The organism is Pseudomonas sp. NA-150 (assembly GCF_044336365.1).
In the GTDB taxonomy this organism is placed as follows: Bacteria; Pseudomonadota; Gammaproteobacteria; order Pseudomonadales; family Pseudomonadaceae; genus Aquipseudomonas.
On sequence record NZ_CP172305.1, the window covers coordinates 5,167,381 to 5,180,919 of the forward strand.

The window sequence follows — 13,539 nt, forward strand, 5'->3', positions numbered from 1 at the left end:
TATGCGATTTACTTTGCGTCAACTTCAGGTTTTTGTCGCCGTCGCCCAGCAGCAAAGCGTCTCCCGGGCCGCCGGGCTGCTGGCGCTTTCGCAATCGGCCGCCAGCACCTCGATCACCGAACTCGAGCGGCAATCCAGCTGCCAACTGTTTGACCGCGCCGGCAAACGCCTGAGCCTGAACGCTACCGGCCGGCAACTGCTGCCGCAAGCCGTGGCCTTGCTCGATCAGGCCAAGGAGATCGAGGATCTGCTCAACGGTAAATCCGGTTTCGGCTCATTGTCGGTGGGCGCGACCCTGACCATCGGCAACTACCTCGCCACCCTGCTGATCGGCAGTTTCATGCAGTTGCACCCGGAAAGCCAGGTCAAACTGCACGTGCAAAACACCGCAAACATTGTCCAGCAAGTCGCGCATTACGAAATTGACCTGGGTCTGATCGAGGGCGACTGCACCCACCCGGATATCGAAGTGCAATCCTGGGTCGAGGACGAATTGGTGGTGTTTTGCGCGCCTCAGCATCCCTTGGCCAAACGTGGCCGCGCCTCGTTGGAAGAGCTGACTCAGGAAGCGTGGATTCTGCGTGAGCAAGGTTCAGGCACGCGTCTGACCTTCGATCAAGCCATGCGTCATCATCGTAATGCGCTGAACGTTCGCCTGGAGCTGGAGCACACCGAGGCGATCAAACGCGCGGTCGAGTCCGGGCTCGGCATTGGTTGCATTTCCCGCCTTGCCTTGCGCGACGCTTTCCGCCGCGGCAGCCTGGTCGCGGTTGAAACGCCGGAACTGGATTTGAAGCGGCAGTTCTACTTCATCTGGCACAAGCAGAAGTACCAGACCTCCGCCATTCGCGAGTTTCTCGATCTGTGCCGCGCCTTCACCGCCGGGGTCCAGCGCAGCGACGAAATCGTCCTGCCGAGCATTGCCTAAGGTCTCAGAGCAGAATAATTGCCCACACCAGCCCGATCATGCTCAGCGCAACAAACTGCGCGGCACTGCCCATGTCCTTGGCGTTTTTCGACAGTGGGTGCAGGTCCAGCGAGATCCGGTCAATCGCCGCTTCAATCGCCGAGTTGAGCAACTCTACGATCAATGCCAGCAGGCAGACAGCGACCAATACCGCGCGCTCGCCACGGCTGACATTAAAAATGAACGCCAGAGGGATCAGGATCACGTTGAGTAACACCAACTGACGAAAGGCGGCCTCGCCTTTGAAAGCAGCACGCAAACCGTCAAATGAATAGCCCGCGGCATTAAGGATACGTTTCAGGCCGGTCTGGCCTTTAAAGGGTGACATAGACATAGGTAACTGCTTGAAAAAAGACGGACAAGACTAATTTGAAGGTCATCAAAAAAGCGTGAATGAAGCGATTCAAACTGGCCTTTAGCCAGCCGGAATTGATTCCATTTGTTGCAGCAGCAAGGCCGCCTGAGTCCGGGTTCGCACATTCAGCTTGCGGAAAATCGCCGTGACGTGGGCCTTGATCGTGGCCTCCGACACGCTCAATTCATAGGCAATCTGCTTGTTCAGCAAACCCTCGCAGACCATGGTCAACACCCGGAACTGCTGGGGCGTCAGGCTGGCCAAACCGGCACTGGCGGCTTTGGCTTCGTCCGAAACGCTGACCGCTTCGTTCACCTGCGGCGGCCACCAGACGTCACCGTCCAAGACCAGGCGCACGGCTTGCTGGATAGTTTCCAGCGAGCTGGACTTGGGGATAAAGCCGCTGGCACCGAACTCCCGCGAACGGACAACGATCGACGCTTCTTCTTGCGCCGACACCATCACCACGGGAATTTGCGGGTATTGACCGCGCAGCAGCACCAGGCCGGAAAAGCCGTAGGCGCCAGGCATGTTCAGGTCCAGCAGCACCAGATCCCAGTCCGCCTTTTCGGCCAGACGGCTTTCAAGCTGAGCAATGCTTTCGGCCTCGACCAGTTTCGCTTCCGGGCCAAGACCCAGCGTCAGGGCCTGATGCAGCGCACTGCGAAATAAAGGGTGGTCATCGGCAATCAGGATTTCGTATGTCATTTATCAATGATCCTGTTTTTAGGTGGGCGCCGATGGATTCAGCGCTCACGACGGCATCCTGCGATGCCGGCAATATCACGGTGCCAACCAGGCACATCTCAACGTCAAGCCCCCACAAAAGCGACGTTCAAATGTTACAACGGCGACAAGGATGACGAGCGAACTCGGGGTGGTCAAGTTCAACGCTTTACGGCAAAGTCTGCGCCCCGACAGATAGAGCGCCATCATGCGAAGACCAGCCCTGCGTGCCGATATATTAATGCTGATCACCGCGATGATCTGGGGCTCGGGTTTTGTCGCGCAAACCGCTGGCATGCACCATATCGGCCCTTATCTCTATACCGGCCTGCGTTTCGCCCTTGGCTCGCTATGCCTGTTGCCACTGGTCCTGCGCGCGCCCACGGGTACCCGCGACATGCAGCCCGAACCTTTCCTCAATCGCGGCCTGTTGCTCGGCGGCCTGATGATGGGACTGGCTCTGGCCACCGGTATCAACTTGCAGCAGGTCGGCCTGCTGTTTACCAGTGTCACCAACGCCGGATTCATCACCGGCCTGTACGTGATTGTAGTTCCGCTTCTGGGACTGCTACTGGGTCACAAGACCGGAATGGGCACCTGGCTCGGCGCGGGTCTGGCCGTGGCCGGCATGTTCCTGCTCAGCGTGGGCGACAATTTCCATGTGTCGACCGGCGACTGGTTACAGCTGATTGGCGCGTTCGTCTGGGGCGGACACGTGATCCTGGTCGGCGTGTTCGCCAGCCGACATGACCCTATTCGCCTGGCCTTTCTGCAGTTTTTGACCTGCTCGGTGGTCAGTTTGATCCTGGCATTGGTCTTCGAAGAGATACAGCTGCAATCGATCATCGCAGCCGGTCCGGCCCTGTTGTACGGCGGCGTGGTGGCGGTGGGCATCGGTTACACGCTGCAAGTCATCGCGCAAAAAGACGCCATCGCCTCCCACGCGGCAATCATCCTGTCGCTGGAAGCGGTGTTTGCCGCGATTGCTGGCGCACTGCTTCTCAATGAGTCGCTGCACCTGAAAGGCTACTTCGGTTGCGCCCTGATGTTGGCCGGCATGCTGTTGGCGCAGTTATGGCCGAAAAAGCCAGAGCCCTCGACGGTTCGGGCTTGAGTAGCGTTATAGAAAAGCTTTCAGATGAGTGTGTGAAGCATCGCTTTCGTCGATAGGCAGCAGGTGCTTCGCGCCCAGGTAATGGGAGCTGAAGACGTCCAGATAGGCATCCAGCACGCCGCTGGCAGTGTTGTCTTCGGCCAGTTCAAGGCACAACGCCGCCACCTCTGCGGTACAGAAGTGGTCGTCGCGCCGCGAACGACGCAGCTGGTAACGGGAGATTTGTTCCGGTTCCAGGCTCAAGACCGGTAAGTGATCCAGATACGGGCTCTTGCGAAACATCTTGCGCGCCTCGCTCCAGGTCGCGTCCAGCAAGATGAACAGCGGACGCTTGCCGTCTTCGAGCTTGACCTCGGTCACCACGCGTTCTTTAGCCACGAACTCGCCGGGAAACACGATATAGGGCTGCCACTGCGGATCATTGAGCAACGCTGGCAACGCCGCATCGACTTCAGTGCGCGACCAGCCATAGGCGTGGGTGTCCTGGATAACGTCCGCGATCAGCCAGCCGGTGTTGGTCGGTTTCAACGGCTCGACGTCATACATCAACAGGCACATGGCCGATTTGGCCTCGACGGTCGGGCGCCATGCGCACAGGCAATAGCTGTCAATCACCCGGCAGCGCGGGCAACGCGGCGCTCGTGAACCACGCGCGACGAAGGGTTTGACGCTACGGGCCAGGCGCTGGGCGCGCAGGCGGGAAACGGCATGGCTCATTGTGGGAAATACCGACAAACGGACAACATCGACACAGCAGCAACTCGGCATATAAGGGGACTGAGGCAGTTTACCAGAGCCAGCGTCGGCGCCTCGCGTTTACCGACTCCTTGTTTCGCCGATGTTTGACTTATACTGCGCGCCCCGCGCCTTAACCGGACTCGGCAGTGAACGCACTTTCAAGTCGCTGGTCCAACGGCCAGTCACTGAATCAGGAGAGTTTCATGTTGCGCCTTATCGCCCCCACCCTTGCACTTTTGCTGGCAGCGCCCTTTTGCGCACAAGCGGCTTCGAAGCAGGATTACGACCTGAGCCAGTTACTTAAGAAAGTGGCAGCGGAAAGCAGTGTCGGCACGCCTCGGGCGATCAATGAAGATATCCTCGATCAAGGGTTTACCGTTGAAGGCAAAGAGCTGATCGACCACTTAAGCGTGCTTCCGGGACACGCCGTGCAGATGCGCGCCAACCCCGACGCTGTTCGCAATCAATTGGGCCAGAGCGTTTGCAATAATGACGGCTTCCGCGAACTGATGGCCAAGGGTGCAGTGCTCAAGTACGAGTTTACCGAGTACAAGACCAATCGTGCCGTCGCGGCTCACGTATTCAAGGCCTCAGACTGCGTTCACAAAAAATAATCGCACTCGGCTTTATTCTTCGGACGCGCGGTGTTGTTCATCATCAGCGCGCAGTTCTGCCACCAGCGCCTGTATGTAACGCGAGCGCCGCTCCCTCCCTTCAAGTCTCTTCAAACATTCCTGTTCAAGCGTCAGATGGTTGAGTTGCGCGGCTGCTTCAAGCACGCAATACAGATCCTGATCCAGCTCCAGACTCATTCTGTGCATGTCCCGCCTCCCTGCTCCGCCTACTTCCTCGCAACACGTTAAAACCCTTCGCTACATTGATCAGTAAATCAGACATTGGCGAACGGCGAGCCTTGTCTGACGAGCGGGAAAACAACGCATTACGCCGCAAACAGGTTGCCTCGCCTGACGCGTTGGGCACATGATCGAATCAGCTCAAGTAGTGGTTCTGGACTGCTAGCGGCACATGAGGTGTCGTGGTCTAGTCACTTGTTTAGTCTAGAGTTGTGGCTCTGTAGAAGGAGAAAGTCTGTATGCCCTATGAACCGAATGATGTGCTGTCTCGCCACTTTCAGAGCAACGGCATCGACCTCACCAGCAAAGTCGAAGAGCAGATCCGCCTGGTTGCTCCCAACAGCCCGAACCAACCCCTTTACCGCGACATGATGCTGACTGTCCTGCGTATGGCGCAGGACGACCGTAACCGCTGGAACGCCAAAATCACCCTGCAAGCCTTGCGTGAGCTGGAAAACGCCTTTCGTGTGCTGGAACAGTTCAAAGGCCGTCGCAAGGTCACGGTCTTCGGCTCCGCCCGAACGCCGGTGGCACACCCGCTGTACGCCATGGCACGCGAGCTCGGCGCCACCCTGGCACGCTCTGAATTGATGGTCATCACCGGTGCCGGTGGCGGCATCATGGCCGCCGCTCACGAAGGCGCGGGCCTGGATTACAGCCTGGGGTTCAACATCACCTTGCCCTTCGAGCAACACGCCAACCAGACGGTGGAGGGCACCGGTAACTTGCTGCCATTCCACTTTTTCTTCACCCGCAAACTGTTTTTCGTCAAGGAAGCCGATGCGCTGGTGCTCTGCCCGGGCGGATTTGGCACATTGGACGAAGCACTGGAAGTGCTGACCTTGATTCAGACCGGCAAAAGCCCGCTGGTGCCAGTGGTCCTGCTCGATGCGCCCGGTGGCAGCTTCTGGCAGGAGGCACTGAACTTCATCAAGAACCAACTGGAGGAGAACCGCTACATTCTGCCAAGCGACATGAAACTCATGCGGCTGGTGTACAGCGCGGAAGAAGCAGTCGAGGAAATCAACCGTTTCTACGATAACTTCCACTCCACCCGCTGGCTGAAAAACATGTTCGTCATTCGGATGCATCAAGCGCTCAACGAACGGGCCCTTGAGCAATTGCAGAAGACGTTCGCCGACCTGTGCCTGAGCGACAGTTTTCATCAACACATGTATCAGGGGGAAGAGCACGACGAGGCACAGTTCAGTCACCTGACGCGCCTGGCCTTCGCGTTCAATGGTCGGGACAACGGCCGCCTTCGCGAACTGATCGACTTCATCAACCTTCCGGAAAACCGGGTTCAAGCCCCGGCACCGCAACAGCCCCGCACACGCGAGCCGCTGAAAGCCTAAACAACCCTACCCTGCGGCAAGCCTAAAACTTGCCGCAATCGATCAGTCATCCCCACTCCGGCCGCTCAACAAGCGGCCAATCATGTCCAGCGGATAACCTCGGTAACTGAGGAAACGCCCTTGCTGCGCACGTTCGCGCGCATCCAACGGCAATTGCCCGTCGAATTTTCGTCGCCAGGTTTCTTCCAGTTTTTCCTGCCAGTTGAACCCGCACGATTTCAATGCCTGATCAACATCGGCGCGTTGCAAACCCCGCTGGTTCAGTTCTTCGCGAATACGAGCAGGCCCGTAGCCCGAGCGAGCACGGTAGGAAATGAAGCTTTCGAGATAACGCGACTCAGACAGCAGACCCTCTTCCGTCAGACGGTCGAGAGCAGGTTCGATCAATTCAGGAGTGGCGCCGCGCTGACGCAGTTTACGCGTCAGCTCGACTCGACCGTGCTCGCGTCGCGCGAGCAGGTCCATTGCAGTACGCCGTACGGCGACGGGTGTATCCAGTACTGCAGTCATAGGCCGTATCAGATATCGATATCGGCTTCAGATTCAGCTTCGGCCAGAGCCTCAACAGGCGATCTGGTAGCCTCGGACTTGGTATCAGCGCCTGGAGTCAGCAGCTTGTCACGGATCTGCTTCTCGAGTGCCGCACCGATTTCCGGGTTATCCGCCAGGAACTTGGCCGAGTTGGCTTTACCCTGACCGATCTTGCTGCCTTGGTAGCTGTACCAGGCACCGGATTTCTCCACGAAACCGTGCAGAACAGCCAGGTCAACGATCTCGCCGTTCAGGTAGATACCTTTGCCGTAGAGAATCTGGAACTCTGCCTGACGGAACGGAGGAGCAACCTTGTTCTTCACGACCTTGACGCGGGTTTCGCTACCGACGACTTCATCACCTTCTTTCACCGCGCCAGTACGGCGGATGTCCAGACGGACCGAAGCGTAGAACTTGAGCGCGTTACCACCGGTGGTGGTTTCCGGGCTGCCGAACATCACGCCGATCTTCATACGGATCTGGTTGATGAAGATAACCAGGCAGTTGGCGTTCTTGATGTTACCGGTGATTTTACGCAGCGCCTGAGACATCAAACGTGCCTGCAGACCGACGTGCATGTCGCCCATCTCGCCTTCGATTTCGGCCTTGGGTACCAGCGCCGCCACGGAGTCGATGACAATGACGTCGATCGCGTTGGAGCGCACCAGCATATCGGTGATTTCCAGCGCTTGCTCACCGGTGTCCGGCTGCGAAACCAGCAGGTCATCAACGTTGACGCCCAGCTTGCCGGCGTATTCAGGGTCGAGTGCGTGTTCCGCGTCGACGAACGCACAGGTCGCGCCCATTTTCTGAGCCTGAGCGATAACCGAAAGCGTCAGCGTGGTTTTACCGGAAGATTCCGGACCGTAGATTTCCACGATCCGGCCTTTCGGCAAGCCACCGATGCCCAGTGCGATATCCAGGCCCAGCGAGCCGGTGGAAATAGCAGGGATCGCCTGGCGGTCATGGTCACCCATGCGCATTACGGCGCCTTTGCCGAACTGACGCTCGATCTGACCCAAGGCCGCAGCCAAGGCTTTCTTCTTGTTGTCGTCCATTGAAGTCCTCACGTAATCAAATTCAATCAAGGGGCCCGAATGGCCAACACCTGTATAAGTAGACAGTATTATTCCACAGGGTTGAGCGCGCGCCTACCCCTGTTCTGGTATTTCTCCAGCAGCAAGTTGTATCAGCCCCTCTAGCGCGGCCTTCACCGTTTGTCGGCGCACCTCATCGCGATCCCCGGCGAACTGCCGACGCCGGGAAATCAGTTGCTCGCCCGCGCCCCAGCACAGCCATACGGTGCCCACCGGTTTCTCGGCCGAACCACCGTCCGGCCCTGCGACACCGCTGACCGCGACCGCAAACTGCGCGCCGCTGGTGTGCTGTGCGCCCTGGACCATCGCCTCGACCACTTCGCGGCTGACCGCCCCCACCGTCGAGAACAGGCCGACCGGCACGCTCAACTGGCGGGTTTTCTGGGTGTTGGAGTAGGTCACGTAACCGGCCTCGAACCAGGCAGAGCTGCCCGGTATGCGGGTGATCGCCTCGGCGATTCCGCCGCCGGTACAGGACTCGGCCGTCGTTACCTGCACCTTCAGTGCTTGCAGGCGTAAACCGAGCGTTGCGGCAAGCCGGGTAATGTCATCCACGATGTTCTCCGAATCTCAGCACGTCAGGGGGCATACCGTACACGAGCGCCCTATAGGTGCAAGGGCAGAAACGCGTCTGACGGACCCGTGCCTGCCCTTGCGTGAAAACCTCATTTAACCGGACACGGCTCCTGCCTCACCGGCTTCTTTACTGTTTCCACGATTGTCTCTCTCGGGCGTCTCTTGGCCTCCTCCAGCGTGACGAAGCGACCAGTGACCGAATCCCGACCACGTTTATGCGACATAAGAACATCCTGTTCAGTCTGTAGTTGGAAATGCAGCAGTTGCTTCGCAAGGGTAGCCAACCTGGGGTCGGCGCCAACCCTGAAGTCGTTACCGGACTTTTCCCCAGCTCGGCCTGCGAGCTTGGAGCGTGCGTGGTAACCTTGCGCCCATTGAAAAAACAGACAGGTTCGAGGGCGTCATCCGACTGATAGCGTCCGCAAAAACACCGTCTATTTGCCCCACACTTTTTAATGAATTCACCTGAACCCCGATGAATAAAGCCCTGACCGATCTGTCTTCGCACACGCCGATGATGCAGCAGTACTGGAAACTGAAGAATCAGCATCCCGACCAGTTGATGTTCTATCGCATGGGCGACTTCTACGAAATCTTCTACGAGGACGCGAAGAAGGCCGCCAAGCTGCTGGATATCACCCTCACCGCCCGAGGTCAGTCCGCAGGACAGGCGATTCCCATGTGTGGGATTCCGTACCATGCGGCGGAAGGCTATCTCGCCAAGCTGGTGAAGCTCGGCGAGTCAGTGGTGATTTGCGAGCAGGTCGGCGATCCCGCGACCAGCAAAGGCCCGGTCGATCGCCAAGTGGTACGGATCATTACGCCGGGTACCGTCAGTGACGAGGCCTTGCTCGACGAGCGTCGGGATAACCTGATCGCTGCGGTACTGGGCGACGAGCGTCTGTTCGGTTTGGCGGTGATGGACATCACCAGTGGCAATTTCAGCGTGCTGGAAATCAAAGGTTGGGAAAATCTGCTGGCGGAGCTGGAGCGGATCAACCCGGTCGAGCTGATGATTCCTGATGACTGGCCACAAGGTCTGCCCGCGGAAAAACGTCGCGGTGCCCGACGCCGTGCGCCCTGGGATTTCGAGCGTGATTCAGCATTTAAAGCCCTGTGCCAGCAGTTCTCCACCCAGGACCTCAAAGGCTTTGGCTGCGAGAACCTGACCCTGGCCATTGGCGCCGCCGGCTGCTTGCTCGGTTATGCCAAGGAAACCCAGCGCACTGCCTTGCCGCATCTGCGCAGCCTGCGCCATGAGCGCCTGGACGACACGGTGGTCCTCGACGGCGCCAGCCGCCGCAACCTGGAGCTGGACACCAACCTCGCCGGTGGCCGCGACAACACCCTGCAATCGGTCATGGATCGCTGCCAGACCGCCATGGGCACTCGCTTGCTGACCCGCTGGCTGAATCGCCCCCTGCGTGACCTGGCCGTCCTGCAAGCACGCCAGAGTTCCATTGCCTGTCTGCTCGAGCGTTATCGCTTCGAACACTTGCAGCCGCAGTTGAAAGCAATCGGCGATATCGAGCGGATTCTTGCCCGTATCGGCCTGCGCAACGCCCGACCTCGGGATTTGGCGCGTCTGCGCGATGCCTTGGCAGCCTTGCCCGAGCTACAAGTGGCCATGGTCGAGCTGGATGCCCCGCACCTGCAACAACTGGCGCACACCACCAGCACCTACCCTGAGCTGGCCGACCTGCTGCAGCGGGCAGTCATCGACAACCCACCGGCGGTGATCCGCGACGGTGGCGTGCTGAAAACCGGTTACGACGCCGAGCTGGATGACCTGCAATCCCTCAGCGAGAACGCCGGACAATTCCTTATCGATCTCGAAACCCGGGAAAAGGCCCGCACCGGCCTGGCCAACCTCAAGGTCGGCTACAACCGCATTCACGGTTACTTCATCGAACTGCCAAGCAAGCAGGCTGAACAGGCCCCGGCGGATTACATCCGGCGCCAGACGCTCAAGGGTGCCGAGCGCTTCATCACCCCGGAACTCAAGGCATTCGAAGACAAGGCACTGTCGGCCAAAAGCCGCGCCTTGGCTCGCGAGAAGATGCTCTACGAAGCGCTGCTGGAGGACCTGATCAGTCATCTGGCGCCGCTGCAGGACACCGCGGCGGCCCTGGCCGAGCTGGACGTGCTGAGTAACCTGGCCGAGCGTGCGTTGAACCTGGACCTGAATTGCCCGACGTTCGTCGACGAACCGTGCATGCGCATCGAGCAAGGCCGCCACCCGGTGGTCGAGCAAGTACTCACCAGCCCTTTCGTCGCCAACGATCTGGACCTCGATGACAATACCCGCATGCTGGTGATCACCGGCCCGAACATGGGCGGTAAATCGACTTACATGCGGCAAACGGCGCTGATTGTACTGTTGGCGCATATCGGCAGCTTCGTGCCGGCGGCCAGCTGCGAGCTGTCGCTGGTCGATCGTATTTTCACCCGGATCGGCTCCAGTGATGACCTGGCGGGCGGACGCTCGACCTTCATGGTGGAAATGAGCGAAACCGCGAACATCCTGCACAATGCCACTGACCGCAGCCTGGTGCTGATGGACGAGGTCGGACGCGGCACCAGTACGTTCGACGGCCTGTCGCTGGCCTGGGCTGCGGCCGAATGCCTCGCTCAGCTGCGCGCCTACACCTTGTTTGCCACACACTACTTCGAATTGACGGTACTGCCGGAAAGCGAGCCGCTGGTCGCCAACGTGCACCTCAATGCGACCGAGCACAACGAGCGCATTGTCTTCTTGCACCGCGTCTTGCCGGGGCCCGCCAGCCAGAGTTACGGCCTGGCTGTAGCGCAACTGGCCGGGGTTCCCGCCAAGGTGATCCTGCGCGCCAAGGAACATCTACAGCGCCTGGAAACCACCAGCCTGCCCCATGAGACGCCCAAGGCTGCGCCCGGGAAGCCATCGATTCCACAACAGAGCGATATGTTCGCCAGCCTGCCGCACCCGGTGCTGGAGGAGTTGTCGAAAACCAAAGTAGACGACTTGACCCCGCGCCAGGCGTTAGAGTTGTTGTATTCCTTGCAAACGCGCATCTAACGGGAATCGTTGCAAGCTGTTAGAATCCCGCGCGGTTTGGGATGCTGTGCGGTTTTAGCCTGACTGCGCAGATATCCGAGCCGCGTGAGAACGCAGCGAACCACGGCAGGACACGACGCGTTGCACACTGAACGTCTGCCTGCTGAATGCATTGGTTTTCACACGGCCCGGGACACTTCCCGGCCCTGGCAACCCTGCTTAAAGGGCTCTGCTACCGCCGCCTGAGGAGAGAATTAGAAATGACCTTCGTCGTCACCGACAACTGCATCAAGTGCAAGTACACCGACTGCGTAGAAGTCTGTCCGGTGGACTGCTTCTACGAAGGCCCGAACTTCCTGGTGATTCACCCGGATGAGTGCATCGATTGTGCACTCTGCGAGCCTGAATGCCCTGCCGTGGCCATTTTCTCGGAAGATGAAGTGCCAGAAGACATGCAGGAATTTATCCAGCTGAACGTAGAGTTGGCGGAGATTTGGCCGAACATTACCGAGAAGAAAGCGGGTCTGCCTAATGCCGAAGAATTCGATCGGGCTATAAATAAAGCGGTTGGAAGCAAGCTCAAGGATCTGGAGCGCTAAGCTTCGATGCTTCACAAAAGGCCCCTCTGTGGGCCTTTTTTGTTTGTACGCCTTTAACGCTGGCTTTTTACAGGCAAAAAAAGGGGCGGTATGACCCGCCCACATTTTTTCCTTAGTCCCTTTTATCCCTTTCATCATCCTGATGAATCGCATCCTGCGATGTCCATGACTGTCGTCCATGACGGCCTGCGTCTGTCCCTAGACACAGTTCTGATAATAATGATTTACCCACCCAGAGCAACCCACCAAACCTTTCAAAAAGATACGTGAATGCGCATCCATCATCCAATATATCTTTATAAATCAAAATGATAGGAAAATAATCAATCAAAAAAAGACGATATTCTCCTGCAAAAAACCACGAACACTTACGTCGCCTGTAAGCAAACTCTTACAGGCGACGCCCACCTTTCGCTACAGGGTGTTAATATATTAATAGCGTCATCTAAACGAATACGAAACCGGCCGTTCATCTCGAAGTTTAATGATTGCTGCACATATAAAAACACCCCGAACCAGTCGGGGTGTTTTATGCGGCGCAAACCGTGCAAATCCTGCTATTGAAACAAGGACTCGCTCGAAAGACCGTTCTTTTCAAGAATCTCACGCAAGCGCTTGAGACCCTCGACCTGGATCTGCCGAACCCGTTCCCGAGTCAGACCAATCTCAAGACCGACGTCTTCCAATGTACTGCTTTCGTGCCCCCGCAAACCGAAACGCCGCACCACTACTTCACGCTGCTTGTCAGTCAGCTCGGAAAGCCACTGATCGATGCTCTGCGACAGATCATCGTCTTGCAACAGCTCACAGGGGTCCGTTGGCCGGTCATCCGTCAGCGTGTCGAGCAGCGTCTTGTCCGAATCTGGCCCCAGAGAAACATCTACCGACGACACCCGCTCATTCAGACCAAGCATGCGCTTGACCTCACCGACCGGCTTTTCAAGCAAGTTGGCGATTTCTTCAGGAGAGGGTTCGTGATCGAGTTTTTGAGTGAGCTCGCGAGCAGCACGCAGGTACACGTTGAGTTCTTTGACCACATGAATCGGCAACCTGATGGTACGGGTCTGATTCATGATGGCACGCTCGATGGTCTGACGAATCCACCATGTCGCGTAGGTTGAGAAGCGGAAGCCGCGCTCTGGATCGAATTTTTCGACTGCCCGGATCAAGCCCAGGTTGCCTTCTTCGATCAGATCAAGCAATGAAAGCCCACGATTGACATAACGCCTGGCGATTTTCACCACCAGCCGCAGATTGCTTTCAATCATGCGTTTGCGCCCAGCCGGATCGCCGCTTTGCGACAATCTCGCAAAGTGGACCTCCTCTTCCGGCGAAAGCAGAGGAGAGAAACCTATTTCATTGAGATACAACTGGGTAGCGTCGAGCGCCCGGGTGTAATCAATGTATTTGTGTTGCTTGAGCGTTGTAGAGTTTTTGCCTTTTGCACGAACAGGAGGTGCTGCCACTTCCTCGCTCGACATCGGGTCCAGAACGATGCCGGGCTCCATAAGGAGTACCTCATCGTCGATGTCAAACTCCGGCGCTTCTTTACTGAGAGCCATTGTTATAGTCCTTTGGTGAGTTCGACCTCAA

The 13,539-nt window shown here is 57.8% G+C and carries 14 protein-coding genes; 6 read left to right on the forward strand and 8 right to left on the reverse strand.

Annotated features, from left to right (window positions below):
• Nucleotide 1: 1 nt before the first annotated feature.
• Complete coding sequence (locus ACF0H7_RS24375) at nucleotides 2–928, forward strand: LysR family transcriptional regulator (protein WP_397449401.1); 927 nt, start codon at nucleotides 2–4, stop codon at nucleotides 926–928.
• Nucleotides 929–932: 4 nt separating this feature from the next.
• Here the strand turns inward: ACF0H7_RS24375 and ACF0H7_RS24380 are convergent, their stop codons facing one another.
• Complete coding sequence (locus tag ACF0H7_RS24380) at nucleotides 933–1,301, reverse strand: diacylglycerol kinase (RefSeq protein WP_397449402.1); 369 nt, start codon at nucleotides 1,299–1,301, stop codon at nucleotides 933–935.
• An 81-nt stretch (nucleotides 1,302–1,382) separates the two neighbouring features.
• Nucleotides 1,383–2,030, reverse strand: a complete 648-nt coding sequence (gene erdR / locus ACF0H7_RS24385) for a response regulator transcription factor ErdR (RefSeq protein ID WP_397449403.1) — start codon at nucleotides 2,028–2,030, stop codon at nucleotides 1,383–1,385.
• Nucleotides 2,031–2,256: 226 nt separating this feature from the next.
• Here erdR and ACF0H7_RS24390 point away from each other — a divergent pair, with 226 nt between their 5' ends.
• Entirely contained in the window at nucleotides 2,257–3,162 is a 906-nt protein-coding gene (locus tag ACF0H7_RS24390) for a DMT family transporter (RefSeq protein WP_397449404.1), read from the forward strand.
• A 6-nt stretch (nucleotides 3,163–3,168) separates the two neighbouring features.
• Here the strand turns inward: ACF0H7_RS24390 and ACF0H7_RS24395 are convergent, their stop codons facing one another.
• Nucleotides 3,169–3,879 (reverse strand): tRNA-uridine aminocarboxypropyltransferase, encoded by a 711-nt coding sequence (locus tag ACF0H7_RS24395; RefSeq protein WP_397449405.1) that lies wholly within the window; start codon nucleotides 3,877–3,879, stop codon nucleotides 3,169–3,171.
• Nucleotides 3,880–4,103: 224 nt separating this feature from the next.
• Between ACF0H7_RS24395 and ACF0H7_RS24400 the strand changes: the two genes are divergently transcribed.
• Entirely contained in the window at nucleotides 4,104–4,514 is a 411-nt protein-coding gene (locus ACF0H7_RS24400) for a quorum-sensing-regulated virulence factor family protein (protein ID WP_397449406.1), read from the forward strand.
• A 12-nt stretch (nucleotides 4,515–4,526) separates the two neighbouring features.
• Here the strand turns inward: ACF0H7_RS24400 and ACF0H7_RS24405 are convergent, their stop codons facing one another.
• On the reverse strand, nucleotides 4,527–4,721 hold the full coding sequence (locus ACF0H7_RS24405) for a hypothetical protein (RefSeq protein WP_397449407.1): 195 nt from the start codon (nucleotides 4,719–4,721) through the stop codon (nucleotides 4,527–4,529).
• Between the two features lie 272 nt (nucleotides 4,722–4,993).
• Here ACF0H7_RS24405 and ACF0H7_RS24410 point away from each other — a divergent pair, with 272 nt between their 5' ends.
• Nucleotides 4,994–6,109 (forward strand): LOG family protein, encoded by a 1,116-nt coding sequence (locus ACF0H7_RS24410; RefSeq protein WP_397449408.1) that lies wholly within the window; start codon nucleotides 4,994–4,996, stop codon nucleotides 6,107–6,109.
• Between the two features lie 42 nt (nucleotides 6,110–6,151).
• Here the strand turns inward: ACF0H7_RS24410 and recX are convergent, their stop codons facing one another.
• From recX to ACF0H7_RS24425, 3 genes are all read right to left on the reverse strand, one after another.
• Nucleotides 6,152–6,619, reverse strand: coding sequence for a recombination regulator RecX (gene recX, locus ACF0H7_RS24415; RefSeq protein WP_397449409.1), 468 nt, complete (start codon nucleotides 6,617–6,619; stop codon nucleotides 6,152–6,154).
• 8 nt (nucleotides 6,620–6,627) lie between these two features.
• Nucleotides 6,628–7,698: a recombinase RecA gene (recA, locus tag ACF0H7_RS24420; RefSeq protein ID WP_397449410.1), complete on the reverse strand. Its 1,071-nt coding sequence runs from the start codon at nucleotides 7,696–7,698 to the stop codon at nucleotides 6,628–6,630.
• A 93-nt stretch (nucleotides 7,699–7,791) separates the two neighbouring features.
• Nucleotides 7,792–8,292 carry a CinA family protein gene (locus ACF0H7_RS24425; protein ID WP_397449411.1) on the reverse strand — a complete coding sequence of 167 codons (501 nt, stop codon included), beginning with the start codon at nucleotides 8,290–8,292 and terminating at the stop codon, nucleotides 7,792–7,794.
• A 508-nt stretch (nucleotides 8,293–8,800) separates the two neighbouring features.
• On the opposite strand from ACF0H7_RS24425, the gene mutS reads away from it, so the two are divergent.
• Both mutS and fdxA read left to right on the forward strand, forming a co-directional pair.
• Nucleotides 8,801–11,368, forward strand: coding sequence for a DNA mismatch repair protein MutS (gene mutS, locus ACF0H7_RS24430; protein WP_397454007.1), 2,568 nt, complete (start codon nucleotides 8,801–8,803; stop codon nucleotides 11,366–11,368).
• Between the two features lie 239 nt (nucleotides 11,369–11,607).
• A complete protein-coding gene (gene fdxA / locus ACF0H7_RS24435) occupies nucleotides 11,608–11,946 on the forward strand; it encodes a ferredoxin FdxA (protein ID WP_397449412.1) in 339 nt (112 codons plus the stop codon).
• 557 nt (nucleotides 11,947–12,503) lie between these two features.
• Here the strand turns inward: fdxA and rpoS are convergent.
• Nucleotides 12,504–13,508 (reverse strand): RNA polymerase sigma factor RpoS, encoded by a 1,005-nt coding sequence (gene rpoS, locus ACF0H7_RS24440; RefSeq protein WP_397449413.1) that lies wholly within the window; start codon nucleotides 13,506–13,508, stop codon nucleotides 12,504–12,506.
• Nucleotides 13,509–13,539 lie beyond the last annotated feature (31 nt).

Bases quoted from the DNA above. Each gene is read 5' to 3' on its own strand.
- ACF0H7_RS24400 (WP_397449406.1), top strand. From the start codon at position 4,104: ATGTTGCGCCTTATCGCCCCCACCCTTGCACTTTTGCTGGCAGCGCCC.
- erdR (WP_397449403.1), bottom strand. From the start codon at position 2,030: ATGACATACGAAATCCTGATTGCCGATGACCACCCTTTATTTCGCAGT.
- rpoS (WP_397449413.1), bottom strand. From the start codon at position 13,508: ATGGCTCTCAGTAAAGAAGCGCCGGAGTTTGACATCGACGATGAGGTA.
- ACF0H7_RS24395 (WP_397449405.1), bottom strand. From the start codon at position 3,879: ATGAGCCATGCCGTTTCCCGCCTGCGCGCCCAGCGCCTGGCCCGTAGC.
- ACF0H7_RS24375 (WP_397449401.1), top strand. From the start codon at position 2: ATGCGATTTACTTTGCGTCAACTTCAGGTTTTTGTCGCCGTCGCCCAG.
- ACF0H7_RS24405 (WP_397449407.1), bottom strand. From the start codon at position 4,721: ATGCACAGAATGAGTCTGGAGCTGGATCAGGATCTGTATTGCGTGCTT.
- ACF0H7_RS24410 (WP_397449408.1), top strand. From the start codon at position 4,994: ATGCCCTATGAACCGAATGATGTGCTGTCTCGCCACTTTCAGAGCAAC.
- recX (WP_397449409.1), bottom strand. From the start codon at position 6,619: ATGACTGCAGTACTGGATACACCCGTCGCCGTACGGCGTACTGCAATG.
- recA (WP_397449410.1), bottom strand. From the start codon at position 7,698: ATGGACGACAACAAGAAGAAAGCCTTGGCTGCGGCCTTGGGTCAGATC.
- fdxA (WP_397449412.1), top strand. From the start codon at position 11,608: ATGACCTTCGTCGTCACCGACAACTGCATCAAGTGCAAGTACACCGAC.
- ACF0H7_RS24390 (WP_397449404.1), top strand. From the start codon at position 2,257: ATGCGAAGACCAGCCCTGCGTGCCGATATATTAATGCTGATCACCGCG.
- ACF0H7_RS24380 (WP_397449402.1), bottom strand. From the start codon at position 1,301: ATGTCTATGTCACCCTTTAAAGGCCAGACCGGCCTGAAACGTATCCTT.